22 protein-coding genes are annotated in these 24,702 nt (G+C 46.0%); 12 read left to right on the top strand and 10 right to left on the bottom strand.

Translation table 11 applies throughout. From position 1 onward, the window contains the following. Nucleotides 1–4: 4 nt before the first annotated feature. From NSU16_RS18660 to sboA, 6 genes are all read right to left on the bottom strand, one after another. The gene (locus tag NSU16_RS18660; protein ID WP_339192724.1) at nucleotides 5–1,168 is read right to left on the bottom strand and encodes an insulinase family protein; all 1,164 of its coding nucleotides are present in this window, start codon (nucleotides 1,166–1,168) and stop codon (nucleotides 5–7) included. Further along, entirely contained in the window at nucleotides 1,158–2,471 is a 1,314-nt protein-coding gene (locus tag NSU16_RS18655) for a bacteriocin biosynthesis protein AlbD (protein ID WP_339191704.1), read from the bottom strand. Before NSU16_RS18655 ends, NSU16_RS18660 begins: the two co-directional genes overlap by 11 nt. Continuing rightward, nucleotides 2,464–3,183 carry an ABC transporter ATP-binding protein gene (locus NSU16_RS18650; protein WP_010332280.1) on the bottom strand — a complete coding sequence of 240 codons (720 nt, stop codon included), beginning with the start codon at nucleotides 3,181–3,183 and terminating at the stop codon, nucleotides 2,464–2,466. Before NSU16_RS18650 ends, NSU16_RS18655 begins: the two co-directional genes overlap by 8 nt. Next, entirely contained in the window at nucleotides 3,180–3,341 is a 162-nt protein-coding gene (gene albB, locus NSU16_RS18645) for an antilisterial bacteriocin subtilosin biosynthesis protein AlbB (RefSeq protein ID WP_010332279.1), read from the bottom strand. The genes NSU16_RS18650 and albB overlap by 4 nt, the downstream gene beginning before the upstream one ends. 12 nt (nucleotides 3,342–3,353) lie before the next feature. After that, a complete protein-coding gene (gene albA, locus NSU16_RS18640) occupies nucleotides 3,354–4,700 on the bottom strand; it encodes a subtilosin maturase AlbA (RefSeq protein WP_268446847.1) in 1,347 nt (448 codons plus the stop codon). A gap of 134 nt (nucleotides 4,701–4,834) precedes the next feature. Next, nucleotides 4,835–4,966 (bottom strand): subtilosin A, encoded by a 132-nt coding sequence (sboA, locus tag NSU16_RS18635; RefSeq protein ID WP_003222002.1) that lies wholly within the window; start codon nucleotides 4,964–4,966, stop codon nucleotides 4,835–4,837. Nucleotides 4,967–5,277: 311 nt separating this feature from the next. Here sboA and NSU16_RS18630 point away from each other — a divergent pair, with 311 nt between their 5' ends. The 4 genes from NSU16_RS18630 to NSU16_RS18615 all read left to right on the top strand — a co-directional run bounded on the left by NSU16_RS18630 (nucleotide 5,278) and on the right by NSU16_RS18615 (nucleotide 9,522). Then, complete coding sequence (locus NSU16_RS18630) at nucleotides 5,278–5,706, top strand: DUF1934 domain-containing protein (RefSeq protein ID WP_010332277.1); 429 nt, start codon at nucleotides 5,278–5,280, stop codon at nucleotides 5,704–5,706. Continuing rightward, nucleotides 5,703–7,373, top strand: a complete 1,671-nt coding sequence (gene argS, locus NSU16_RS18625; RefSeq protein WP_168748999.1) for an arginine--tRNA ligase — start codon at nucleotides 5,703–5,705, stop codon at nucleotides 7,371–7,373. Before NSU16_RS18630 ends, argS begins: the two co-directional genes overlap by 4 nt. Before the next feature lie 134 nt (nucleotides 7,374–7,507). Next, complete coding sequence (locus NSU16_RS18620; protein ID WP_339191703.1) at nucleotides 7,508–8,695, top strand: nitrate/nitrite transporter; 1,188 nt, start codon at nucleotides 7,508–7,510, stop codon at nucleotides 8,693–8,695. Between the two features lie 110 nt (nucleotides 8,696–8,805). Next, nucleotides 8,806–9,522, top strand: coding sequence for a Crp/Fnr family transcriptional regulator (locus NSU16_RS18615; RefSeq protein WP_010332274.1), 717 nt, complete (start codon nucleotides 8,806–8,808; stop codon nucleotides 9,520–9,522). A 32-nt stretch (nucleotides 9,523–9,554) separates the two neighbouring features. On the opposite strand, the gene NSU16_RS18610 is transcribed toward NSU16_RS18615, so the two are convergent. Further along, nucleotides 9,555–10,274 carry a YwiC-like family protein gene (locus tag NSU16_RS18610; protein ID WP_339192723.1) on the bottom strand — a complete coding sequence of 240 codons (720 nt, stop codon included), beginning with the start codon at nucleotides 10,272–10,274 and terminating at the stop codon, nucleotides 9,555–9,557. A gap of 143 nt (nucleotides 10,275–10,417) precedes the next feature. Here NSU16_RS18610 and NSU16_RS18605 point away from each other — a divergent pair, with 143 nt between their 5' ends. The 8 genes from NSU16_RS18605 to NSU16_RS18570 all read left to right on the top strand — a co-directional run bounded on the left by NSU16_RS18605 (nucleotide 10,418) and on the right by NSU16_RS18570 (nucleotide 21,642). Further along, on the top strand, nucleotides 10,418–10,894 hold the full coding sequence (locus NSU16_RS18605; protein WP_268446854.1) for a Crp/Fnr family transcriptional regulator: 477 nt from the start codon (nucleotides 10,418–10,420) through the stop codon (nucleotides 10,892–10,894). A gap of 155 nt (nucleotides 10,895–11,049) precedes the next feature. Continuing rightward, nucleotides 11,050–14,736: a nitrate reductase subunit alpha gene (locus tag NSU16_RS18600; protein ID WP_339191702.1), complete on the top strand. Its 3,687-nt coding sequence runs from the start codon at nucleotides 11,050–11,052 to the stop codon at nucleotides 14,734–14,736. Then, on the top strand, nucleotides 14,726–16,189 hold the full coding sequence (narH, locus tag NSU16_RS18595; protein ID WP_339191701.1) for a nitrate reductase subunit beta: 1,464 nt from the start codon (nucleotides 14,726–14,728) through the stop codon (nucleotides 16,187–16,189). Before NSU16_RS18600 ends, narH begins: the two co-directional genes overlap by 11 nt. Nucleotides 16,190–16,214: 25 nt before the next feature. After that, entirely contained in the window at nucleotides 16,215–16,769 is a 555-nt protein-coding gene (narJ, locus tag NSU16_RS18590; protein WP_339191700.1) for a nitrate reductase molybdenum cofactor assembly chaperone, read from the top strand. Next, a complete protein-coding gene (narI, locus tag NSU16_RS18585) occupies nucleotides 16,766–17,437 on the top strand; it encodes a respiratory nitrate reductase subunit gamma (RefSeq protein ID WP_339191699.1) in 672 nt (223 codons plus the stop codon). The genes narJ and narI overlap by 4 nt, the downstream gene beginning before the upstream one ends. Before the next feature lie 152 nt (nucleotides 17,438–17,589). Next, complete coding sequence (locus NSU16_RS18580) at nucleotides 17,590–18,219, top strand: YitT family protein (RefSeq protein WP_339191698.1); 630 nt, start codon at nucleotides 17,590–17,592, stop codon at nucleotides 18,217–18,219. A gap of 104 nt (nucleotides 18,220–18,323) precedes the next feature. Beyond that, the gene (gene cls, locus NSU16_RS18575) at nucleotides 18,324–19,826 is read left to right on the top strand and encodes a cardiolipin synthase (RefSeq protein WP_339191697.1); all 1,503 of its coding nucleotides are present in this window, start codon (nucleotides 18,324–18,326) and stop codon (nucleotides 19,824–19,826) included. A gap of 88 nt (nucleotides 19,827–19,914) precedes the next feature. Further along, nucleotides 19,915–21,642 carry an ABC transporter ATP-binding protein gene (locus NSU16_RS18570; protein WP_326334202.1) on the top strand — a complete coding sequence of 576 codons (1,728 nt, stop codon included), beginning with the start codon at nucleotides 19,915–19,917 and terminating at the stop codon, nucleotides 21,640–21,642. A 414-nt stretch (nucleotides 21,643–22,056) separates the two neighbouring features. Here the strand turns inward: NSU16_RS18570 and NSU16_RS18565 are convergent, their stop codons facing one another. The 3 genes from NSU16_RS18565 to cls (NSU16_RS18555) form a co-directional block, all read right to left on the bottom strand. Beyond that, on the bottom strand, nucleotides 22,057–22,329 hold the full coding sequence (locus NSU16_RS18565; RefSeq protein WP_010332264.1) for a hypothetical protein: 273 nt from the start codon (nucleotides 22,327–22,329) through the stop codon (nucleotides 22,057–22,059). An 80-nt stretch (nucleotides 22,330–22,409) separates the two neighbouring features. Then, on the bottom strand, nucleotides 22,410–23,372 hold the full coding sequence (gene uvsE, locus NSU16_RS18560) for a UV DNA damage repair endonuclease UvsE (protein ID WP_286059385.1): 963 nt from the start codon (nucleotides 23,370–23,372) through the stop codon (nucleotides 22,410–22,412). 12 nt (nucleotides 23,373–23,384) lie between these two features. Then, the gene (gene cls / locus NSU16_RS18555) at nucleotides 23,385–24,584 is read right to left on the bottom strand and encodes a cardiolipin synthase (RefSeq protein WP_286059387.1); all 1,200 of its coding nucleotides are present in this window, start codon (nucleotides 24,582–24,584) and stop codon (nucleotides 23,385–23,387) included. Nucleotides 24,585–24,702: the final 118 nt, after the last annotated feature.

Raw genomic sequence — 24,702 nt, 5'->3', positions numbered from 1 at the left:
TCTCTCATCCCCTTACTACATGAGCTCCGATATATGTAAGTTTCTTGATGAATTGCAGCAAATCAAGGCAAGTGACCGCTGAGATGCTGTACAGCAAGTCTTCTTTTTTGCAAGAGAAACGGCGCAGGATTCCCATATAGGCTAAGAGCCCTTCAGGAGAATCAAATTGCAGCAGGATTTCATTGATTAAAAATTGCTTTGCCTTGTTTAATTCGGGTTCATCCGTGTGAAAACCTGATACAGCTTCCAATATTCTTGGAGGAATCTCGTTTTCATAAATCTGGTCGGTGCATAGGGAAACAAGCAGCATATTGCTCATGATGTCATAGCGGGTGATCACATGGTAAACAGCCAAATCTTTTTCGCGAAAATGCCGAAATAAAGCGGAATGGCCGTACTTGCCGAGCAATCCGTCTATCAGCTGGATGGCTAAATAATCGCGGACATCTTTCATGTCTCCGCAGTCAAAGCCAAGTGTCATAACGGACGGTCCCGCTGTGCTGCGTGTCTCTGTTTCAAAAATATGCTGATTCACAGGTTTTCTTACAGCAGACACGGCGGACGCCTTAGAAGCATGTCCCTGAACATCACATGACTGTATATTTCCTAATATGTTCAGCTGTTTCTGCTGAGAAAATAAATCAGCGATAAATTCCGACGCATCCAGAAAACGTTTAGGATGCACAGCCATTAGCTTTTCTTTTCGGCCAAACATAGCAGTGCCGTACATCGGGTTTCCAAAGGCTTCCTCCGCCAGACGGGCTGCTGAATAGGAGAACGGGTCAGCGAATTTCTTTTCCATTTTCAGCAGCAGTTCGGCTTTTGCCTTTTCCGCTGCGCTGGCAGAAAGAGAAACCGGAAAAGAGGACATGTCAACAAAAGTGTTCAGAACGGTATCTGTTTGAAACCCCTCACCATATAACGGGTGAATCATGCGGGTCCCGTACGTTTTCAGCTGCTGGTCAAAAAAGAGATTTGCTGAATACATGAAGCGGCGGCCGGCGGCATAGCCGAAGGTGTCGATGATATTTTGCTTCTGGTGTGCAGCCGCGCCGTAAAAATAGATTGCTTCCTCCTCTGGTTCCGCCGCGCTTTCGATCGGCTTCAGAAAGCTCGCGGCGATCGAGATGGTTGAAAATTGATCAGTCGTCAGCAGGTTAACTTCCAAGCCGTTCTCTTTTTCCGCTTGTATCAAAGAAACCACCATCCTGTTTTTGCAGTAAATAGACAATGATCAGCCCGGCAATCGGAATGACTGCCAAGGAAATAACAGTGCCTGTTAAAGTTGCTAAAAAAAGAGGAATACAAAATACATAGGAACGGTATTTAGAGAAACCGCTCCAGAGCTGCTGCTCCGTCTGCCAGCTGAAGGACGGCTTTTTTTCATCTGAAATTAACCGAATATAAGCCCCCGCCAGCAGCAATTCCATACACTGCAAAAAAGTCAAAAGTGAAATCGGCCGGCCGCTGATCAAGCCCATTATCATGGCAATCAAAATAAACCCGCCGGCCAATAAACCGGCATAAAAGCGATATTTCGCCCAAAGCATCGTTCTGCGTTTAATCGGAAGCGTAATCAGCAGCATCCGGTCATTTTTTTCAAGAGAATACAATAAAGCAATCGGTGAGCAGATCAGCAGGAGAGCGCTAATCACGATATAGACGACATGCTGATCGGCAATGCCGGTGTTCATCATCTGAAACGAAAAGAAGCCGCTGAATGCCCCCATCACAATATAATTTAACAGCATCGCTTTAGAGGAAATAAACCGGTTCCATTCTCTTTTATAAAACGAAAATTCTGATGTCCGCATAAAAGAATGCATCTTGCTCTGCTGCTGAGGCGCCTGCAAAAATGAAGGGAAGTCAATCGCAATAGCCCAGAGCATGTGAATCGTACATAGCGGGATCGTCACGGCAGGCATCAAAGCCGCACTGAAGCACACGCAGGTGAATACCGCCGCATGCAGCAGGAGTGCCGTTCTCCTTTTTTTAACGAAGAGATTGCTTAACAAAACGCCGAAAATAATTGAATAGACAGTAAAAAACGAAAATCTGCCGAGCCAATACAGGGTTTGTGCTCCTGACAGCGTTCCGTTTCCGAATAAGAACAGCGGTAAGATGAAAAAGAAGAGCGTCCTTCTCAAGCAAGTATCAACAAACAAAACCACACTCTGAGCGAGCCAGAAGCTCCGGGAAGAGATCGGCAACAGACAGCTCAGCTTCATGTAGGATTCCTTCCATTGGGATGCAACAGAGAGAAATACCATGTACGCATTCATAAACAGAAGCGCGAGTGTGATGTATGTTTTTCCTAAAGTTGATTCATCAATGCCTGCCTGGCGAATCAGCCCGATTTCAAACAAGGCCAGAACGGCAAGCCCTGCGGTGATACGAATGGCGTCTTTTTTTCCTTGGCGGCCGTAAAGCTGCTTGAACAGCAATGACAGAATCGGAAACAGGTTATTCATGGCCAATCACCTCAAAAAATTCACGCCGAAGATCAGTCTCCTCTCCAATCGGAATGACCTTCCGGATCTGTTTGTGATGAAGGATGGCCGCATAATCACAAAATCTCTGCACCACATCGAGCAGATGGGAAGAAAACAAAATCGTTCCGCCTGCCTTGCAATACTCTTTCATTTTCTGATAGAAGACCTCTATTGACTCCACATCCAAGCCGACAAGCGGCTCATCCAAAATAAACAGGGGAGCCCCGAGCAATAGCCCAGTCATCAACACAACCTTTTGCCTGTTGCCGAGGGACAGCTCGGAAATTCTCCGGTTTGTGTATTGGGAAAAGTGAAATTCCTCTGCCAAACTGTTAAACTGCTGCTCTGAGAAATCTTTCTGATACAGAGAATGAACGAAAGAAACATAGTCCTTCGCCGTAATTTCTGTAAAAAGAAGCGGATAATCGGCAGCGAAGTAGCGGCGGATCTTCAGCTCATCTGATGTTTTCTGCGGCATGCCGGCATTCGCTTCAATGCCGCACAGCGTAAAGTGTCCGCTGAAATTGCGGTTAACCCCAGTCAGCGTATTGATCAGCGTTGTTTTTCCGGCGCCGTTTACCCCGAGCAGTCCGTAAACGGCGCCTTTTTCTAAATGTAAATCTACGTTTTCTAAGATAACGTTGTCTTGCTCGTACCATACGGATACATCGTGTATATCCAAAATGCTCATCGCGAGTCAGCCTTCCGCGCGCGCATACCGAAAATAATGGCGATGGCGATAGAAATCAGCGTAAACACATAATCGCTTTTTACGAAGTAGACGACCGCGCCGATGACAAAAATAATTGAAAGGATATACAGTAGAATTTTTCTTTGTGCTGGTGACAAATTGTTTCCCTCCTAAATAAGCTGGACCACATCTTCTAATTGTTCATTTTTGGCCCAGGAGCAGATGTTTTTTCTGTGGTATTTGTTGGAGTTCAGCCCTTTTAAGTAACAGCCTCCGCAATAGCCGCTGAACGGGCATTTGTCTTTCATGCAATGCTCGCTGAACCGCGGCGCCTGCGCTTTCCACAGTTTATGGACAAGAGGGGAGTCAAAGATGCTTTCATATGAATCATGAAATATATTTCCCAATGAAAATTCCTTCGGGAAGAGCGCGCACGGGCGTACTTCTCCGAATGGGCTGATCACAATCGATTTCCAGCCGGCGCCGCAGTTCGCCGCGCGTTTTCTTTCATACGGAATGATCGGGATCAAATCTTTAAATTCATCAATGACATTTTGCTCATACTCCATAAATTTGCGGTGCTGTTCGGCATCTTTCGTCGGATGGACAATATCTCTGCCTCTTCCGAAATCATCAACCCAATTGTAAGAGAACGCTTTCGCACCGAGATCGCGCACCTTTTGGGCCATGTCGTGGATTTCCCACATGTTTTTTTCGAAAACCGACATGGCGACTCTGACAAAAATACCATGATCACTCAACAATTTTATCGTTTTACAGGTTTGGGCAAAAGAGCCTTTTCTCCCTCTAAATGAATCATGCACGTCGGACTGTACGCTATCCAGTGATATGCCAACGATGATTTTTTGCTTATAGGCTTTTAACATCTCCAGGCTTTCTTTTCGCATCAGCGTTCCGTTGGTTAAGACGGCGACCTTTTTGAATTTCTTTAACACATATTCAAGAATCTCATTGGCGTTCGGATGAACGAAAATTTCGCCGCCTGTGATTTCACACGTTAAAACGCCGTTGTCATACAGCATATCAGCTGTTTTCTTAAATTGATCAATGGATACGGTGCCGAGCGCTTCCGGCGAGCTTTCTAAATAGCAGTGAGCGCACTTTAAATTGCAGCGGTGTGTCAGCTCAAATGTGGCATGCAGCGGCATTGGAAATTCATTGCTTCCGCTGGTGGCGATTTTGTGAAAGCGTGCCCGGTTTTCAAGCTGAATGACCTGCTTATTCAAAAGCATGCTGAGCATGTCATAATACCAGTCCTTATGGTCTTCCGGCGACTCATCATATTTTGCGCATTGCTCTTCTAAAATCTGTTCAGCCGTTTTTTGACCGTCCATCAGCATACAAAGCTCGTAAGCCGTTTTGTTGAGATCTAAGTATTCAAAATCAGAGATCGAGACGTTATCACGCAAGTAGTCAATTTCCAGCACACCGCCCTCAGGCAACTGGTGGACTCTTACACTTTCATTAATAAATGGAAACATCTGCTCTATAAACAAAATACCATCCCCTATACATATGATTCAAATGTAAAAATCATTGTGTATGTATAACCAAGATGTAGATTTTAGTTAAATTTTGTATTTTAGTTAAAAAGGGCATAGTAATTTACTATGCCCTTTTCCGGAGAACCTTATCCCCAGAGACCGAATAGACCTGTTGCACCGGCAATTTCAAAATCAGGGATAGGGCCGTCCACTAAACAAGCGGCTCCGATTGAGCATGTTGCACAACCTTTGTTTTCTACAATGACAGCTTTTTTCATAATTGAATCCTCCCTTTTTTTGTTTTTCTAGCAGATCTTTGATGTACTTTTATATTAAAACTATCAAATTACCAATTCAATACATATATTTTGAAGAAAATGTGAATTGTAAACGGTAGAATTCGGAAAAATGTAATATTTCCTCAAGGTAATTAGTGGTATGATTTTCTCTTCTATAAAGGAATTGCTTTTTCTGAGGTTTATCTTCAAATCTGATGAGCAATGATGGTAAGATAGAAGCAGTTGAAGTTTACAAACCGAATGATTATACTATTCAAGTCAAAGTGGAAAGATGAAAAGGACGTGTCAGAATGAAGCAAGAGACACCGATAACAATCCATGTGAAATCTGTAGTCGAGGATGACGGAAACGAAGAAGTGATCGAATTCCGCACCACCGGATTTTACTATGTGAAACAGAATAAAGTGTATCTATCTTATTATGAAGAACACGACTTAGGCAAAGTGAAAACGATTGTGAAAGTAAGCGAAGGCGAAGTGCTTGTCATGAGATCAGGCGCTGTCAAAATGAACCAGCGTTTTGTAACTGGAGCTTCCACAATCGCCAAATATAAAATGTCATTTGGTGAGCTTGAGCTGAAAACGAGCACAAAATCGATTCAATCTGATCTCGGCGAAGAAAAAGGCCGTATCAGTATCGCATATGATATGCATGTCGGAGACGAGCAGCAGCATTTACATAATATGACGATTACGTATGAGGGAGGAACTCACGCATGAACATTGCGGAACAAATGAAGGACGTGCTGAAAGAGGAAATTAAAGCAGCCGTTCTGAAAGCGGGACTGGCTGAAGAAAGCCAGATTCCTAACGTCGTTTTAGAAACACCGAAGGATAAAACACACGGCGATTATTCAACAAATATGGCGATGCAGCTGGCGAGAATCGCAAAAAAAGCGCCGCGCCAAATCGCTGAGGAGATTGTCACTTCTTTTGATAAAGGAAAGGCTTCTATTGAAAAGCTTGATATCGCCGGTCCTGGTTTTATTAATTTCTATATGGACAATCAATATTTAACGAAGCTGATTCCATCTGTACTGGAAGCGGGAGACGCGTATGGAGAAACAAACATCGGAAACGGTGAACGCGTTCAAGTGGAATTCGTATCTGCAAATCCGACGGGCGACCTTCACTTAGGCCACGCGCGCGGTGCGGCTGTCGGCGATTCCTTGTGCAATGTGCTTGCAAAAGCGGGTTATGATGTGAGCCGCGAATATTACATTAACGATGCCGGAAACCAGATTAATAACCTGGCGCTTTCTGTGGAAGTCCGTTACTTTGAAGCGCTCGGATTGGAAAAACCGATGCCGGAGGACGGCTATCGCGGCGAGGATATCATTTCAATCGGAAAGCGTCTCGCTGAGGAATACGGTGATCGTTTCGTCAACGAAGAGGAAAGCGAACGCCTCGCATTTTTCCGTGAGTACGGTTTGAAATACGAGCTGGAAAAGCTTCGCGTAGACTTGGAAAACTTCCGCGTGCCGTTTGATGTGTGGTATTCTGAAACATCACTGTACCAAAACGGAAAAATCGATAAGGCGCTGGACGCGTTGCGTGAGAAAGGCCATGTCTATGAGGAAGACGGTGCGACTTGGTTCCGTTCCACAACGTTCGGTGATGACAAAGACCGCGTACTGATCAAAAAGGACGGCACATACACATACCTGCTTCCTGATATCGCGTACCATAAGGATAAGCTTGACCGCGGCTTTGATAAGCTGGTCAACGTATGGGGCGCCGACCATCACGGCTACATCCCGCGTATGAAAGCGGCAATTGAAGCGCTTGGCTATGAAAAAGGAACGTTGGAAGTAGAAATCATTCAGCTCGTGCACCTTTACAAAAACGGCGAGAAAATGAAAATGAGCAAACGGACGGGGAAAGCGGTAACGATGCGCGACCTGATTGACGAAGTCGGCTTGGATGCCGTGCGTTATTTCTTCGCGATGCGCAGCGCTGACACGCATATGGATTTTGACTTGGATCTTGCTGTATCAACATCTAACGAAAACCCTGTGTATTATGCGCAATACGCACATGCCCGCATTTGCAGCATGCTTCGCCAAGGGGAAGAACAAGGACTCACACCGGCGGCGGATCTAGATTTCAGCCCTATTCAATCAGAAAAAGAATATGATCTGCTGAAAACAATCGGCGGCTTCCCAGAGGCAGTGGCGGAAGCGGCGGAAAAACGAATTCCGCACCGTGTGACGAATTATATTTATGACTTGGCTTCAGCTCTGCACAGCTTCTATAATGCGGAGAAAGTCATCGACCCTGAAAACGAAGAGAAAAGCCGTGCGCGCTTAGCTTTAATGAAAGCAACGCAAATCACGCTGAACAACGCGCTTCAATTAATCGGCGTATCGGCTCCTGAAAAAATGTAATCAAGCTGAAAGGACAAAGCCAGAGGGCTTTGTCCTTTTTTTGTTACAGAATCGTGTGATATAGTTCACAAACTTCTTCACCGAGTTTTTGTATGATAAGGCTGATTATTGAATCAGTGAAAGGGGCAAGCCGAATGATTAACCGTCAACACTTTCAATTATCGCTGCAGTCATTGAGCTTGGTGGCAGGGTTTATGGTTTGGGTGCTGATTTCGTCACTTATCTCCCAAATCACATTAGATATTCATTTGAGCAAAGGCGAAATCTCCTTGGTAACGGCCATACCTGTTATATTAGGTTCGCTTCTCCGCATTCCGTTGGGATATTTGACCAACAGGTTTGGCGCGCGGATCATTTTTATGATCAGCTTTATATTGCTTTTATTCCCTGTATTTTGGATCAGTATTGCAGATTCTCTGTTTGATTTAATCGCGGGCGGTTTTTTCTTAGGGATTGGGGGAGCCATTTTTTCCATTGGGGTTACATCTCTTCCGAAGTACTATCCTAAAGAAAAACATGGCGTTGTAAACGGTATATACGGCGCCGGGAATATCGGAACCGCGATCACTACATTTGCAGCTCCCGTGATTGCACAAGCGGCGGGGTGGAAAAGTACGGTGCAAATGTATATGGTCCTTTTGGCTTTATTTGCTTTGCTGCACTTTTTCTTCGGTGACCGGCATGAGAAGAAAGTGAAGGTGTCCGTAAAGACTCAAATCAAAGCTGTTTACCGAAATCATGTGCTGTGGTTTCTGAGTCTCTTTTATTTTATTACGTTTGGCGCTTTTGTCGCGTTTACAATCTATCTGCCAAACTTTCTTGTTGAACAGTTTGATCTGAGTCCTGCGGATGCCGGGCTGCGGACGGCAGGTTTTATTGCTGTATCCACGCTGCTCAGGCCCGCGGGCGGGTGGCTGGCTGATAAAGTGAGTCCGCTCCGCATCCTGATGTTTGTCTTTGCAGGCCTGACATTATCGGGCGTGATCCTTTCGTTTTCGCCGACGATCGGCATTTATGCCTTTGGGGCGTTAACGGTTGCGGTGTGCTCAGGGATTGGAAACGGGACGGTTTTTAAACTGGTTCCTTTCTATTTTTCTAAACAAGCGGGAATTGCCAACGGAGTTGTGTCTGCCATGGGCGGATTAGGCGGTTTTTTCCCTCCGCTGATCCTAGCGAGTGTATTTCAGGCGACGGGACAATACGCCATCGGATTTATGGCGCTTTCGGAAGTCGCGTTAGCAAGCTTTGTCATTGTCATATGGATGTATTGGCAGGAAAGAATGAAAACACATACAGAGAGAAGCGGGCACAGCGTAAACTGACGGGCGGCCGGCGATTGGGGAATTCACGAGATTGTAAGTTTTTTCTGAAAAGCGCAAATGATTTCACGTTACAATAGATACACAACGTGACTTTTCTTCGAGGTGAACTCATGAACTTTCTCTCTGTTCGAACATCTGATAAGGATCTTATTTCCAGTGATCTTCATCAATTGCTGGAATCCATCAGCACAAAAAGAAAAATCGAAAAACACACATACCTGTTTCGAGAAGGAATGGATGCAGAAGAGCTTTATCTGATTCAGTCAGGACTCATTGAAATCGGGAAACTGACGTCTGACGGCAAAGACCTGACACTTAGAATCTGCCAAAAAAATGATATTGTCGGTGAATTAACACTTTTCACAGAAGAACCGAGATATATGCTCAGTGCAAAAGTGCTGGAGGATGGCGAAGTGCTTGTCATCAATAAAGGCAGACTTGAAAAGGAACTAATCCACAATGGTGCTTTGACATTTGAATTTATGAAATGGATGAGCACCCATTTGCGCAAAATTCAATCCAAAATCAGAGACCTTCTTCTTCATGGCAAAAAAGGGGCACTCTATTCCACCCTCATCCGCTTGTCAAACAGCTATGGAGTGAACCGGAGTGACGGCATTCTCATTAACATTGCCCTGACAAACCAGGATTTGGCGAAATTTTGCGCGGCGGCAAGAGAGAGCGTCAACCGCATGCTGGGTGATCTCCGCAAACAAGGGGTTATTTCAATAGAGGAATCCGGAAAGATTGTACTGCATCAGCGGGACTATTTACGGTGTGAGATTGAGTGCGAACATTGCCCGTTAGAGATTTGCAATATTGATTAAGTGGAAACAAGGACAGCAATATGTCCTTGTTTTTATCTTGTTAGCCAAATGCACATGATGGCGAAAAAGAAGCACGCATTGACGATTTCAAGAATGCCGATCGTTTGAACAGGCCACTTCTTTCCGTGAAAAAACCAAGCACGCAAACTGCTGGGGATAAAGGCGAGAACGGCCCAGCCCGCGCCGAAAGCTGCGGAAAGTAAGGGGAGGAGCAGGTGATAGACCCACGACCAGTAGGCAAATCCTCTATTATTCTTCTCCCGGATCACCGACTTCACATAAAATGAACTTCCGATAAAAAACAAAGCAGATTGTGCAAAAATAAACCATGCCCAGCCGTTAAGGGTTTCCGTCCCTAGCCAGCAGCTGGCGAATCCTCCTGCACAAAAGAAAAAGACGCCCGCAAAATCATTCAGCAGCACTCGTTCATTTTTTCGCCGGGCATAATACACATGAATGAGAAACAGCGGAAGCAAAGAAAAGGCAAGCCAGATAAAAGACGGCTTATGGATGACAGCGGCAAGCAAAAAGCTGCAGGCTGGAACACTGTAATAAAATATCCACTTTTGATAGGCGTTGATTTGTTTCTTTTTTAATGCCAGCGTAACAGGATAAACAGCCAAATAAAGAAACAGCCAGCCTAAAAATAGGGGAATATGCCAAAGAACCGCTCCTCCCTTCACCATACCGAGGCAAAATGGAATGAGCAGCATGGCCCAAGCGCCGTGCTGCTTCGGAATAAGCGCCTTCATCGAAACACTCCTTTCTTGCTTCATTATAAAAGCGACAATACCGACAATATGTGACATTCATCATTTCATCTGTGAAATACATCACTGCTGTCATGGATCGGCCGGGCTACACTAAAGCTATCCTTAGCACAGGAGGCTTCCCTATGAATCAGTGTGACTATTTATTTTTTTTGAAACAACTTCCTATGTTTAATGAAGTGCCTCTACCCATTGTCGAAACATTGCTGAATAACGGGACGTTTATCCGCGGGTCATGTGATCAGGATCCATCTTTTCTCCATTCTCAATCCATTTATATTGTATTAAAAGGCAGTATACGTTTTATTGACAGTAGGCTCCCTGAAGGGTCGCAAACCGTTGCGCTGTGGGAAAAAGGCGATGTGTTTCCCGTCGATCAAAAAGGCGGGCTGTTCTTATCTCCATTCATTTCAGTCCGCACATCCGAAGACATTCTTATGCTCAATATCCCTTTTTACATATTAAAAAAAATCATGTCCTATTGCCCGAAGCTGCAGATGAATTTTCTGGTGATGCTCCAGCAAAATGTCTTTTTCTCTTATGAGCTGTTTTTGCGTTATCTGCATAGATCTCAGGATGAAAACGCTGAACCCGATTCCTAAAAGGAGTCGGGTTTTTTGATCAGTCTATCCATTCCTTCTTCTTCATGTGAACTTTCTGTGAAAAAAGGGGAGTGTGTGACATAGTTCACAAGGAAATATCCTGCCTCTGTATATAGTGAACTTAGAATACCTGACTCGGAAGGAGTGAAATATTCATGAAAAAAAAGAAAATGAGTCCGTTGTTTAGGAGATTAAACTATTTCTCTCCTATTGAGCATCAATCAAATAAACATAGTCAAACAACCTATGAAGATCGTGATTGGGAGAATGTATACAGAAACAGATGGCAGTACGATAAGGTTGTCCGCTCCACCCACGGCGTCAACTGCACAGGGTCCTGCAGCTGGAATATATACGTGAAAAACGGCATCGTCACGTGGGAAGGGCAAAACCTGAATTATCCGTCAACCGGCCCGGATATGCCTGATTTCGAACCGAGAGGCTGTCCGCGAGGGGCCAGTTTTTCATGGTATATCTACAGCCCGCTCCGTGTGAAATACCCATACGTACGCGGTGTGCTGATCAATTTGTGGCGGGAAGCATTGCAGGCTCATCAAAACCCTTTGGAAGCATGGAAATCGATTGTTGAAAATCCGGATAAAGCGAAGTCCTATAAACAGGCGCGGGGAAAAGGCGGTTTTGTGCGCGCTGAATGGCAGGAGGTACTGAAGCTGATTTCGGCCTCTCTGCTCTATACAGTCATGAAATACGGGCCTGACCGGAATGTCGGCTTTTCCCCGATTCCGGCCATGTCCATGATCAGCCACGCATCAGGCTCGCGGTTTATGTCTTTGATTGGCGGCCCTATGCTCAGTTTCTATGATTGGTATGCGGATCTTCCGCCGGCATCCCCGCAAATCTGGGGCGATCAGACAGACGTCCCGGAAAGCAGTGATTGGTACAACTCAGGCTATATCATCACATGGGGCTCCAATGTCCCTCTCACAAGGACGCCTGATGCGCACTTTTTGGCAGAAGCCCGCTATAAAGGGGCAAAAGTCATCTCAATCAGCCCGGATTTCGCGGAATCCTCAACATTTGCGGATGACTGGCTGAGCATTCGCCAGGGAACAGACGGCGCGCTTGCGATGGCGATGGGGCATGTGATCCTGCAGGAGTTTTACGTTAATCAGAAGACAGAGCGTTTCATAGAGTACGCAAAGCAATACACGGATCTCCCGTTCTTTGTCACTCTAACTAAAGAGGATGGCGTGTATACGGCCGGGCGTTTTCTTCATGCAAAGGACATCGGGCGGCAGACGGGGCATGATCAGTGGAAGCCTGCGGTGTGGAATGAACGTACAAGCGCATTCGCGATCCCGCAAGGAACAATGGGCTCCCGCTGGGACGGCCAAAAGAAATGGAACCTGCACATGATAGATGAAGAAACAGGCGAACCGATTGAACCTCGGCTCTCAGTGCACGGCATAGAGGACGAGATCGGCACGGTTCGAATCCCTTATTTCTCACATGAGGGAAACAGAGTGCTTGAGCGAGACCTGCCTATTAAAAAGCTGGCCAGGGACAATGAAGATGTGTATGTCACAACCGTGTTTGACTTGATTTTGGCTAACTACAGCGTGAATCGGGGGATCGGGGAGAAATCAGCCTGCTCGTATGACGATCCTGAACCGTTTACGCCAGCCTGGCAGGAGCAGGTGACAGGGATCAAAAAAGAAGCCGTCATTAAGATAGCCAGAGAGTTTGCCCAAAATGCGATCGATACAGAGGGCCGTTCCATGATTATTGTAGGTGCGGGGATCAACCACTGGTTCAACTCTGACACGATCTACCGGGCAGTATTAAATCTCGTATTACTGGTAGGCGCCCAAGGTGTTAACGGCGGAGGCTGGGCTCATTATGTGGGTCAGGAAAAACTCCGCCCTGCTGAAGGCTGGCAGACAATTGCAAATGCAAAGGACTGGGAGGGCGTGCCCAAGCTGCAAAACGGCACCTCATTTTTCTACTTTGCCACTGACCAGTGGCGCTACGAGGATCAGCCGGTCAGTGACTTGGCATCACCGATCGCTGGGTCATCCCGCTACAAGCATCACGCTGACTACAATGTGCTGGCGGCAAGACTCGGATGGCTTCCGTCTTATCCGACATTTGATAAAAACGGAATTGACCTGTACAAAGAAGCTGAAAAAGCGGGGGCAACAACACCTGAAGACGTTGGTGCGTACGTGGCCTCACAGCTTCAAGAGAAAAAGCTGAAATTCGCCATTGAAGATCCTGACAATGAAGCGAATTTTCCGAGAAACCTGTTCGTGTGGAGAGCGAATCTTATTTCCAGTTCGGGAAAAGGACATGAATATTTTCTCAAGCATCTCTTGGGAACGACGAACGGCTTGATGAATGACGACAGCGACAGCATCCGTCCTGAAGAAATCAAATGGCGCGAGCAGGCTCCGGAAGGAAAGCTCGATTTGTTAATCAATCTTGATTTCCGAATGGCCGGTACCGCGCTGTATTCTGATATCGTGCTTCCAGCGGCGACATGGTATGAAAAACACGATCTCAGCAGCACCGATATGCACCCGTTCATTCATCCTTTTGCTCCGGCGATCTCAGCTCCGTGGGAATCGAAGTCAGACTGGGATATTTTCAAGGCGCTGTCTAAAGCCGTTTCTGATCTGGCAGAAGAAGTCGATATGGACCCGGTGAAAGAAGTAGTCGCGACGCCGCTCCTTCACGACACCATGCAGGAATTGGCCCAGCCGTTCGGCAAAATCAATGACTGGAGCAAAGGCGAATGTGAAGCCGTCCCGGGGAAAACGATGCCGAACATTCAAGTCGTTGAAAGGGACTACAAGCAAATTTATCATAAAATGACTGCGCTCGGCCCAAACGCCGCCTTAAAACCGAGCGAAACAAAAGGCATGAGCTGGTCGATAGCCGATGAATATGAATCACTCAAAAAGAGATTGGGAGAAATCACCTCGGACAGCGTTGCAAAGGGGTGTCCGAATATAGGTGAAGCAAAGCAGGCGGCAGAAGCGATTTTAACCCTATCGTCCACTTCTAATGGGAAAGTTGCCGTGAAAGCATGGGAATCACTTGAAAACATCACAAACCTGGAGCTGAAAGACCTGGCGGAAGAACGGGAGGAAGAATGCTTTACGTTTGAACAAATTACAGCCCAGCCGAAAACGGTCATCACATCTCCGGCATTTACCGGCTCAGAAAAAGGCGGGCGCAGGTATTCGCCGTTTACGACAAATGTGGAAAAATTGATTCCTTGGCGTACGCTGACAGGCAGACAGTCCTATTATGTCGATCATGAACTGATGATGGAATTCGGGGAAACGATGGCGACCTTTAAACCGATCCTCCAGCATCGTCCGTTTCTAAGCAAGCGGCCTGATCAAGAGGGCAAAGAAATTGTCCTCAATTATTTGACGCCGCATAACAAATGGTCTGTCCACAGCATGTATTTTGATTCCTTGCCGATGCTTACGCTATTTCGTGGCGGGCCTACGGTATGGATGAATAAAGATGATGCGGGGGATGCGGATATCAAAGACAACGATTGGATTGAATGCTTTAACCGAAATGGGGTTGTCGTAGCGAGAGCGGTGCTGTCTCACCGGATACCAAAAGGAATGGCGTTTATGCATCATGCCCAAGACCGCCATATCAACGTGCCCGGCACAAAACTGACCAATAACCGCGGAGGCACCCATAACAGTCCGACAAGAATTCACGTCAAGCCGACACAGATGATCGGCGGTTACGCCCAGCTCAGCTACGGCTTTAACTACTACGGACCTACGGGGAATCAGCGTGATCTGAATGTGGTCATCCGCAAGCTGAAGGAGGTCGATTGGCTTGAAGATTAAAGCGCAAATCGGAATGGTCATGAACTTAGATAAATGCATCGGCTGCCACACGTGCAGCGTAACCTGCAAAAACACATGGACAAACCGTTCCGGTGCCGAATATATGTATTTCAATAATGTAGAAACAAAGCCGGGTATCGGCTACCCGAAGCAATGGGAGGATCAGGACAAATATAAAGGCGGCTGGACCTTAAAAAAAGGAAAGCTCGAGCTGAAATCAGGCCCGAAAACCAACCGCCTTGCAAATCTTTTCTATAATCCGAATCAGCCAACCATTGATGATTACTACGAGCCTTGGAACTATGATTATGAAACGCTGACTAACAGTCCGCAGAAAAAACACCAGCCTGTAGTGCGGCCAAAATCGTCGCTGACGGGAGATTTTATGAATATTGAATGGGGGCCGAACTGGGAGGATGATCTGGCGGGCGGCCACATTACGGGGCTTGAAGATCCAAACGTTCAAAAGATGGAGGAGTCTATTAAAACGGAATTCGATGAAGTTTTTATGATGTATCTTCCGCGTATCTGCGAGCATTGCATCAACCCGGCGTGCGTGTCCTCTTGTCCGTCCGGTGCCATGTACAAACGGGAGGAAGACGGTATTGTACTCGTGGATCAAAACGCATGCCGTTCATGGAGATACTGTGTTTCATCCTGCCCTTATAAAAAAGTGTATTTTAACTGGCAAACGAACAAAGCCGAAAAATGCACCCTCTGCTTTCCGCGTTTGGAGGCGGGACTGCCGACCATCTGCTCTGAGACATGCGTGGGGAGAATCCGTTATTTGGGCGTCATGCTGTATGACGCGGATAAGGTGGAGGAAGCGGCATCTGCTGAAAATGAAAAGGATCTCTATCATTCTCAATTAGAAGTGTTTCTTGATCCGAATGATCCCGAGGTTGCTAAACAAGCAAAAGAACAGGGCATCCCGACAGAATGGATAGAGGCTGCACAGCAATCGCCCATTTATAAGATGATCATCGAATGGAAGATTGCGCTGCCGCTTCATCCTGAGTACCGTACGCTGCCGATGGTTTGGTACATTCCACCTTTGAGCCCGATCATGAATGTCTTTGAAGGAGAGGGAAGCCGGCAAACAGCGGAAGACATTTTTCCGGCTATTGACCAAATGAGAATTCCGATTGAGTATTTGGCGCAGCTATTAACGGCAGGTGATACAGATCATATTCGGTCGACATTAAAGAAAATGTCTGTCATGCGCCAGTATATGAGATCGGTCCAGACGAATAAATCCATCGACCCGGCACTGATCTCCAGCGTCGGCTTAACAGCACAGCAAATTGAAGACATGTATCGGCTGCTTGCGATCGCCAAATATGATGACCGCTTTGTGATTCCGAGCAGCCACCGTGAAAACATTTCTGATTTATACACTGAACAAGGGAGCTGCGGCTTATCATTTTCCGGAGGCCCGGGCTCTTGTTTCTAACTTTTGATAAATGAGGTGTAAACAGATGAACACCACAGATCGGCAAATCGCATTCTCTGCTCTTTCCTGTCTTCTTTCGTATCCGGATGAAGAGTGGAAAGCTGAGCTTCCCGATTGGAAGGCTCTGATTCATGAAATTGGCAATCGGCAAATCCGTGAGAAGCTGCTGCGCTTTTTAGAGGCGTTAGCCTGTTTTTCACCAGAAGCGCTGATTGACCACTATGTCTATACGTTTGACTTCGGGAAAAAAACGAATATGTACGTCACTTACTTTCATTCAGGTGAGCAAAGAGAACGCGGCGTTGAATTGCTGCATTTAAAAAACACATACCAGCAATCAGGCTTCCTGCAGACTGACAAAGAGCTGCCTGATTACCTGCCGCTTATGCTGGAATTTGCAGCGGTTGCGGAGATGGAAGCAGCGAGAAGCGTGTTTGAGAAATATAGCTCCAATGTGAGGGAACTGGCATCCCGCCTCGAAAAAAATGAGAGCATATATGCGGAGCTGCTGCACGTGCTGCTGGCCGCGCTGGAAAACATCGGCGTGTGTGAAAGCGTTGAAGGGGCTGTTCAGGCATGAGCGGGCAGATCCTGTGGGGCGTAATGCCATACATTGTTTTGACGATCTTTATCGGCGGCCATATTTACCGCTACCAGCATGACCAATTTGGCTGGACGGCGAAATCAAGCGAGCTGTTAGAAAAGAAAAAACTCGCGGCGGGCAGCATACTTTTTCACTGGGGCATGCTGAGCGTTATCGGCGGGCATCTCATGGGAATTCTGATGCCGGAAGCCTTGTACACCTCCATTGGCATTTCAGAGCATGTTTATCACAAAATGGCGATTGGCGCAGGCCTGCCGGCGGGGGTTGCGGCATGTACCGGACTTTTCATTCTGACGTACAGAAGGCTGTTTGACAAAAGAATCCGCAAAACCAGTTCGCCATCGGATATCCTTATTCTCATCCTGCTGCTGTTCATGATGTTGACAGGCGTTGCCGCCACGTTTCTCAATATTGATTCGAGAGGATTTGATTATCGGACAACAATCGGGCCGTGGTTCAGGGAGATCTTTTTGTTCAGGCCTGACGCCTCCTTGATGGAGAGTGTCCCCCTATGGTTTAAGCTTCATATCATGATAGGATACATCGTTTTTATCCTGTGGCCGTTTACGAGATTGGTTCACGTGTTCAGTCTGCCGCTCAAGTATTTGACACGAAGCTATGTCGTGTATCGGAAACGCTTGTAAAAATCCCCCCTCAAAGAGGGGGATTTTTTATGATAAATCGTTTGGTGAAAGAATAAAAACATAAGATATTTTCTGCCAAGGTAATGGCTGGGCAGACAGGAATCCTGTTATGTTTGTATTTGGACATAACATGTGAAAAAGGAGAGTGAAGAATGAAGCGGATGTTACTCATTTTCACTGCTTGTCTTATGACAGGCGCCGGGGTCCTGACACTCAGACATTCTCACGTATTAACCGGCGGGACAGCCGGACTGTCACTAAGCCTGACATACTTGTCTCACTCCTCGTTTGCCATAATCTTCTTTCTGATCAACATCCCGTTTTATGTATTTTCCCTCATCAGAATGGGCATCAAATTCACCCTATCCACTGCATTTGCAGTCACAGCGCTGACTCTGTTTACAAGCATTGATCACTGGCTGCCGTCTGTCTCTTTTTCACCGTTTGCCGGCGCGATTTGCGGCGGAGCATTGATTGGGTTCGGCCTGTCGCTCATGTTTTATCATCAGGCATCCCTTGGCGGCGCTAATATTCTCGCTTTATTTCTGCAAAAGCGCTATGGCTGGAATCCGGGTACGGTTAATTTCCTCTTCGATTTTGGCGTAGTGCTGGTCGGCATTTTATCCGTCGGATTGCTGAAAGGGCTCTTCTCTTTAGTGTCGATTGCGGTCACGGGCCTGATCGTCAGCTTCTTCAAAAATAAAATCAAAAGCAGCTACTCCCTCAATCCGGCTTTGCTCCAGAACATCACACCCGGCCAATCACAGGAAGCATCATCATAAGCCTTTCCGCCCCGTGTGCGGAGAGGCTTTTTTCATAGAAAGGTTTAAAGGTTAGAAATAAGAGGAAATACGAAGGTAATCGGATCGGATTGGAGAGGGGACAAATGCTGAAAAGGAGACTGGAGTTTTTCTTTTTATATATCATGCTCATTGGGGCATACATCATATGGGTTTTTCCGGTTTCCAGACTTGAGTTTTACGGAGGATTGCTTTGCTATGCCGGTATTATTTTGTTCAGCATTTATTCGTTAATCCTTGAAAACCGAACATCACAGCACACGCTGTTATGGATACATATTCTTGTCTTTTTTCCGATCGCGGGCTACATGTTTTATCTGTTTTCCGGACAGCTGTATGTAAAAGGAAAGCTGTTTAAAACAAAACGAATGTACAACAGGGAGAAGCTTCGAAAGCAGTTTGACATGGAGGAAACGCCTGAAGTGACCGGATTGAAGGACAATCAAGAAAGGTTTTTTACCTATTCCATCAGGGCTTCACATATGAATATCAACACGAAAAGCAAGGTAAAGGTTTTGAAAAACGGGGAAGAAACCTTTCCTGATATTTTCAAAGCAATGCGGAAAGCAAAATCTTATCTGCATATCGAATACTATATGTTCAAATCGGACATGCTTGGCCGCGGCATGATGGAGATTATGATGGAGAAGGCGCGTCAGGGTGTCGAGGTGCGTTTTTTGTATGACGCTGCGGGCAGCATCAAATTGGCAAGTAGAGATATTATGAAAATGAGAAAAGCAGGTGTGGACATCATTCCTTTTTCTCCGCTGAAAAACGGGTTCTTCAATCAGAAATTAAATTTTCGAAATCACCGTAAAATCGTGATCATAGATGGGAAAATCGGCTTTGTCGGCGGATTGAATGTCGGGAAGGAATATATCAGCAGAGACCCGGGCATCGGTTTTTGGAGAGACACTCATCTGCGGCTGGAAGGAGAAATTGTGCAAACGCTTCACGCCATCTTTATGCTGGATTGGGAATATGTCTCTAATGAAGTGTTAATTGATCAAAAAGAATACAATACGCCAGTTCCCGTGGAGGGAGGAGGCATTTATCAAATCGTCGCGACAGGGCCTGACATGAAGGAGAGCATGAGTGACCTCTACTATGAAATGATCTCTACAGCGCAGAAATCTGTGTGGATTGCCACACCTTATTTTGTCCCAAATGAATCCATCCGCACGGCTTTGAAAGCCGCGGCGACAAAAGGGGTCCAGGTGCGGATTATGGTGCCGGAGACGAATGACAGCTTTTTAACGCAATACGCGTCGAGATCGTATTTCCCTGAGCTGCTTCTGGAGGGGATTGAGGTATATTCATATCAAAAAGGCTTCATGCATCAAAAAGTGATAATCATTGACGGCGATATCGCCTCAGTCGGAACCGCAAACATGGATATGCGCAGCTTTCAGCTCAATTTTGAGGTGAATGTTTTCTTCACGGATGCCGAAGCAATCCGCACCCTGGAAGACCATTTCGAAGAGGATATGATGGAAAGTGAGAAACTTAGTCCTGTCGGTTTTTATAAAAGAGGAATGGCTGATCGGACAAAGGAGTCAGTTGCCCGACTCTTTTCAAGCGTTCTGTAAGAAAAAAGTAATACTGTCTTTTCATGCAGCCCGTGTATAGTATAATTGAGAAATCTTATCAGTTATTGATGCATTGGGGGAAGATAGAGTGCTGCGGCAATTTTTTGCGTATTATAAACCATATAAAACATTGTTCTTTCTCGACTTTTTCTCGGCGATTGCAGGAGGCTTAATGGAGCTGAGTTTTCCTTTGATCGTCAACTATTTCATTGATACCTTGCTTCCGGGGAGAGACTGGGGCCTGATCATCGCGACCTCAATCGGATTGTTTGTCGTTTACGCGCTCAGTTCGGCTCTCCAATATGTCGTCACGTATTGGGGGCATATGCTCGGAATCAATATCGAAACCGATATGAGAAAATCGCTTTTTGACCATCTGCAAAAGCTGTCCTTCAAATTTTACGACAACAACAAGACGGGAACGTTAATGTCGAAGCTGACGAACGATTTAATGTACATCGGCGAAGTCGCCCATCACGGTCCAGAAGATTTGTTCATCGCCATTATGACGATTCTCGGGGCGTTCGGGGTTATGCTGTTTATTAACTGGCAGCTGGCATTGCTGACGTTTATTATCATGCCGATTGTCATTTGGCTGGCGCTTTACTTCAACAAAAAAATGACCAAAGCGTTTACGACGCTGAACAAGGATATCGGAGACTTCAGCGCGCGGGTAGAAAATAATATCGGCGGCATCCGGCTCGTTCAGGCGTTCGGCAATGAATCGTTTGAAAAAGAGCGCTTTGCTGTCAACAATCAGCGGTTCCGGATCACTAAGCTGTCATCCTATAAAATCATGGCGAAAAACGGTTCCATCAGCTATATGCTGACACGGTTTGTCACGCTGTTTGTCCTCTTATGCGGAACATGGTTTGTGATTCGCGGCTCCTTGTCATACGGAGAATTTGTAGCGTTTGTGCTGTTAACTAATGTCCTGTTTCGGCCGATTGACAAAATTAACGCCATTATTGAAATGTATCCGAGGGGAATTGCCGGCTTTAAAAGCTACATGGAGCTGATGGAGACAGAGCCGGATATTCAGGATTCTCCTGAGGCGAGAGACGTTTCCGGGCTGAAAGGCGATATTTGCTATCAGCATGTTTCGTTTGGCTATGATGAGAATCAACATGTCCTTCATGACATTAACCTGACCATACGGGCGGGGGAAACGGTAGCGTTTGTCGGACCGTCCGGAGCGGGGAAATCAACGCTTTGCAGTCTGCTTCCGCGCTTTTATGAAGCATCGGAGGGTGACATTACCATTGATGGCGTCAGCATTCAAGACATGACGCTGTCTTCCTTGCGCGGGCAGATTGGCGTTGTGCAGCAGGACGTTTTCTTATTCTCGGGCACACTGAGAGAGAATATTGCATATGGCCGTTTGGGCGCATCAGAAGAGGAAATCTGGCAAGCTGTAAAGCAGGCTCACTTAGAAGAACTCGTCAATAACATGCCGGATGGATTGGACACCGTCATCGGAGAGCGCGGCGTAAAGCTTTCCGGCGGGCAAAAGCAGCGCCTTTCAATTGCGAGGATGTTCTTGAAAAATCCATCTATCCTGATTCTCGATGAAGCAACTTCTGCTCTTGATACAGAAACAGAAGCGGCGATCCAAAAGGCGCTTCAAGAATTGTCGGCGGGGCGCACGACGCTGGTGATCGCCCACAGACTGGCGACGATCAAACACGCGGACAGAATTGTCGTCGTGACAAAAAACGGTATCGAGGAACAGGGGCGGCATCAGGAACTGATCGAAGCCGGCGGTATTTACAGCAGACTGCATCAAGCACAGTTTGGAGAGATGGTGCAGCAATAGGAGGCAAGGGTGATAACGGGTACAGTGAATTTTATTACCGTTGATACTGTCATATTAGGACGGAGCACGTATGAACATATTAAAATCCTTACACCCAATATTCCGTACGGGGATAAAACATGCTGCGTTTTACGGGAACGTCCGACACTATCATGATGAACACGTGACGCTTATCAGCGAAGACGTCAGGCATTCACGGCCGCTTAACACCTTTGAAAGAGGACGCCATCGACGATTTTAACATCACTGTTATTCCCGTTGTATTAGGGAGCGGCATCCCGCTGTTTCATGAACAAAATACTGAAACAAAGCTGGGTTTACCGATATGAAACGATTTGGACAGGCGGCGCAGCTCCATCATAAACGAGCATAAGGAAAAGGATAGACATCACTGTCTATCCTTTTTTATGTAAGTTAGAGCGCTTCTCTCTCAGCGGGCTCAATCATATTCTGAAACTTTTCAACCAGCTGAGATGCTTTTGTCCCTTCAACCACAATCAGATATTCCTTTTCATTATGAGCCATGCGGAATGTCTCCAGCTCGATTAAGCTTTTGATTTTGCACATCGTTTTCTTTGAGTAAATATAAACCTCGTGGCTTCCGGAATGGCACATTTTATAAAGATGAATCAAATTTCTTAAAGTGAATGCCTGTGCGGCTACCTTTAGAGACTTGATGTTTTTCATGTTCTTTCTCCTCCATCGATTCTTGTCTTATATAGCGTATGTTCCCAATGTGTACAAACTGTAAACCTGTTTTTTTATACTTATGTTTTCCATTGCAGAGCACCGCCGCCAATCCGTTTCACGCCGCGGATTGAGCTCAATTCATCCATCAGCCGGAGAAGCGCCTTGTCCTTCTGTTTCGCCTCGATCATAAAATCAATATTGGTTCCCCATTGCCTGAAGCGCTCCAAAAGCGGCAGCAAAAAGTTGGCATCTACATAATCCGCATGGCTGCGCACCGCTTGTTCCGACTTTGGGGAGGAAAGATGGACCTTCGGCTGCAATCCGATCCGCTGCCATGTGTTGATCATCCGCGGAAGTGCTTCATTCAGGTCTGCATGATCATCCGAGTTGGCGTAAAAATGGTGAAAATCAAAGACAAACGGAACATTCTCTAGCTCACAGACCTGAAGCGTCTCTTCCGTGGTATACGTTTTATCGTCATTTTCCAGCGTCATCCGCTGCTTGATCTCTTCCGGCAGCAGTTTTATGTTTTGATGAAATTGTTTCAGAGCGTTTTCTTTGTTTCCGTAAGCGCCGCCGATATGGATGTTGATAATCGAGCGGTCTGCAATCCCCATTGCTTCAAGCATGCGGTAGTGATAAGCCATATCGGTTACTGCATTTTTTGTAATAGATTCCTTAGGGCTCGTAAACAGGGTAAATTGGTTAGGATGAAAGCTTGTGCGCAAATTGTATTTTTTCACAAGCTCCCCAATCTCACGGAACTCCTTGCGAAATGGCGTCACAAAGTCCCACATTACGTCAGGATGAGTGGCCAGCGGCACAATTGAGCTGGAAAAACGGTACAATGGAATATCGTGGCCGATGATGTAGTGAAGGGTTCTCATTGTATTGCGCAAGTTAGCTTTTGTCGCAGCCAAAAGGGCTTCTTTTCTCTCATCCTCGGGCAGCTTTGAATAACGGGCGAATGTCAGTGTTTTGGCGGGAGACGCATCCCAAAGGCTCATCGCATTTGAGACGAACCCGAATCTGAAAATCATAGGAACTCTCCTTTATAAAAAATAAGATAATGCTTTACCGAGCCATTCCGCCGGGCGCTGCCTGAACGTGCGCTTTTTGAAATTTTCTGTTGTTAGCAGGTCCGACTTTTTAATATCCTCTTCAATCGTGGCATAGACTTCTTTTGTAAATGCAGCATCATCGATTTCAACGTTTACCTCTTCATTTAAAAACAGGCTTCGCTGATCAAAATTGGCTGTGCCGATCATGCTGAAGTGATCGTCAATGATCAAGGCTTTCACATGATAAAACCCTTGGTAAAAACGGTAGATGAGACAGCCGGCATCAAGCAGCTCCGAATAATATGTAAAAGCAGCTTCTCTGACCAGAGGGTGATCAGATTTCATGGGCACAATCAACGTAACGTCCACACCGTTTTTTCTTGCTTTGACCAAAGCCTTCTGAAGCGGTTTAGTCGGAATATAATAAGGCGTGCAAATCGTAATACGCTTTTTCGCCCTTGCGATATTTGCCAAATACGTTTTTTCAAGAGCATAGCCGTCAGTCGCATAAATCTTATGAGGGATATTCCCTTGCGGAAGTTCGGGCCAAACATCCGGACCGAGTTCGGCTGATCCGGTATTTCGTTTCAGGTCGGCTGTAAAAAGCGTTTGCAGATCGCGGACACCTTCGCCCGTCATACGCAGATGATAATCCTCCCAATTGCCGAACTTCGCCTTCTTGCCAAGGTATTCCTCACCAATGTTAAACCCGCCGACATAGCCGACTTTTCCGTCTATCACAGCAATTTTCCGGTGATTTCGTTTTTGTATATGAAAAAAGAAATAAGGGAAACGAGGCCGGTTCAGAAAATGAACGTGAACGCCGGCGTTTTTCATCGTCTCCAGTGCCGGTTTTTTAATTTTTTGGCTGCCCGACCAATCCAGAAGCAAATAAACCGAAACACCGGCCTGGGCTTTTGTTTTCAGCAGTGTAAACATATTGTGGCTGACCTCATCGTTTTTCATAATGAAAAACATCACGTGAACAGAAGAGACGGCATCGCGTATATCTTGCATCATCCGTTCAACAAGGTCAGCGCCGCAGTGAATTAATTCGATATCACTTTTCTTTTTTGAAAAAACAGGCTCGTACGCTTTCTTTCTGTAAGCGGCGCGGCCTATAAAGATATCCAGCAGGATTAAAGCCAATAGTATGATGACAATAATGAGAATCACGAAAAATACCTTCATCCCGGCACTCCTTTCCGTAGTAGTAGATATTGTGCCCGAACAGCGGGAATTTAATTATTGACTGAACACTCATTCATTATTTATCATAAAGATAACCTTATACAGATTCTGGGGCAGG

This window comes from Bacillus sp. FSL K6-1003 (assembly GCF_037964945.1).
GTDB classification, from domain to species: Bacteria; Bacillota; Bacilli; order Bacillales; family Bacillaceae; genus Bacillus; species Bacillus mojavensis.
This window is presented reverse-complemented; position numbering and strand designations above follow the sequence as displayed.

Bases quoted from the DNA above. Each gene is read 5' to 3' on its own strand.
- cls (WP_339191697.1), top strand. From the start codon at position 18,324: ATGCTGAAAAGGAGACTGGAGTTTTTCTTTTTATATATCATGCTCATT.
- NSU16_RS18565 (WP_010332264.1), bottom strand. From the start codon at position 22,329: ATGAAAAACATCAAGTCTCTAAAGGTAGCCGCACAGGCATTCACTTTA.
- NSU16_RS18580 (WP_339191698.1), top strand. From the start codon at position 17,590: ATGAAGCGGATGTTACTCATTTTCACTGCTTGTCTTATGACAGGCGCC.
- narJ (WP_339191700.1), top strand. From the start codon at position 16,215: ATGAACACCACAGATCGGCAAATCGCATTCTCTGCTCTTTCCTGTCTT.
- cls (WP_286059387.1), bottom strand. From the start codon at position 24,584: ATGAAGGTATTTTTCGTGATTCTCATTATTGTCATCATACTATTGGCT.
- argS (WP_168748999.1), top strand. From the start codon at position 5,703: ATGAACATTGCGGAACAAATGAAGGACGTGCTGAAAGAGGAAATTAAA.
- NSU16_RS18630 (WP_010332277.1), top strand. From the start codon at position 5,278: ATGAAGCAAGAGACACCGATAACAATCCATGTGAAATCTGTAGTCGAG.
- NSU16_RS18615 (WP_010332274.1), top strand. From the start codon at position 8,806: ATGAACTTTCTCTCTGTTCGAACATCTGATAAGGATCTTATTTCCAGT.
- uvsE (WP_286059385.1), bottom strand. From the start codon at position 23,372: ATGATTTTCAGATTCGGGTTCGTCTCAAATGCGATGAGCCTTTGGGAT.
- narI (WP_339191699.1), top strand. From the start codon at position 16,766: ATGAGCGGGCAGATCCTGTGGGGCGTAATGCCATACATTGTTTTGACG.
- NSU16_RS18600 (WP_339191702.1), top strand. From the start codon at position 11,050: ATGAAAAAAAAGAAAATGAGTCCGTTGTTTAGGAGATTAAACTATTTC.
- NSU16_RS18610 (WP_339192723.1), bottom strand. From the start codon at position 10,274: ATGAAGGCGCTTATTCCGAAGCAGCACGGCGCTTGGGCCATGCTGCTC.
- NSU16_RS18655 (WP_339191704.1), bottom strand. From the start codon at position 2,471: ATGAATAACCTGTTTCCGATTCTGTCATTGCTGTTCAAGCAGCTTTAC.
- NSU16_RS18605 (WP_268446854.1), top strand. From the start codon at position 10,418: ATGAATCAGTGTGACTATTTATTTTTTTTGAAACAACTTCCTATGTTT.
- NSU16_RS18650 (WP_010332280.1), bottom strand. From the start codon at position 3,183: ATGAGCATTTTGGATATACACGATGTATCCGTATGGTACGAGCAAGAC.
- sboA (WP_003222002.1), bottom strand. From the start codon at position 4,966: ATGAAAAAAGCTGTCATTGTAGAAAACAAAGGTTGTGCAACATGCTCA.
- NSU16_RS18620 (WP_339191703.1), top strand. From the start codon at position 7,508: ATGATTAACCGTCAACACTTTCAATTATCGCTGCAGTCATTGAGCTTG.